This is a genomic window from Streptomyces glaucus (assembly GCF_039533365.1).
GTDB lineage: Bacteria > Actinomycetota > Actinomycetes > Streptomycetales > Streptomycetaceae > Streptomyces > Streptomyces glaucus.
In genome coordinates this window covers 1-804 of the sequence record NZ_BAAATK010000142.1, presented here as the reverse complement: position 1 = coordinate 804, position 804 = coordinate 1, and the positions used below count along the sequence as shown (strand labels likewise).

Genomic DNA, 804 nt, shown 5'->3' with positions numbered 1-804 from the left:
GACGACCCCGTCGATCCCCTCCAGGCCGCCCTGTGGGGCCTGGGCCGCGTCGCCGCCCTGGAGTACCCCGACCGCTGGGGCGGCCTGGTCGACCTGCCCGCCGACCCCGACGCCGCCGTACTGCGCCGCTTCGCCGCCCACCTCGCCGGCGGAGGCGAGGAGGACGAGGCCGCCGTCCGCGCCGGCGGTGTCCTCGGCCGCCGTCTCACCCCCGCGCCGGGTGCGGAGCGGGCCCCGGTGTGGGAGCCGTCCGGCACGGTGCTGATCACCGGTGGTACGGGGGCGCTGGGCGGGCACGTGGCCCGGTGGGCGGCGCGGCACGGCGCGGAGCATCTGCTGCTGCTCAGCCGCCGTGGCCGGCAGGCGCCCGGCGCGGCCGAGCTGGAGGCGGAGCTGACCGGGCTCGGCGCGCGGGTGACCATCGCGGCCTGTGACACGGCCGGCCGGGCGGAGCTGACGGCCGCGCTGGCGCGGATCCCGGCCGAGGCGCCGCTGACCGCCGTCGTGCACGCCGCCGGCGTCCTCGACGACGCCGTCCTGGACGGCCTGACCCCGCAGCGCTTCGGCGCCGTCTTCCGGGCCAAGGTGCAATCGGCGCTCCTGCTGGACGAGCTGACGCGCGGGCTGGACCTGGCGGCGTTCGTGCTGTTCTCGTCGGTGGCCGGCGCGGTCGGCAACCCGGGCCAGGCCAACTACGCGGCGGCGAACACCGTACTGGACGCGCTCGCCCAGCGGCGCCGCGCCCAGGGGCTGCCCGCCACGTCGATCGCCTGGGGCGCCTGGGACGGCGGCGGCATGGCCACC

The 804-nt window shown here is 79.1% G+C and carries 1 protein-coding gene; it reads left to right on the top strand.

Annotated elements, in window-relative coordinates; translation table 11 throughout:
• On the top strand, positions 1-804 hold an 804-nt coding region (locus tag ABD363_RS32435), incomplete at both ends, for a beta-ketoacyl reductase (RefSeq protein ID WP_344610041.1).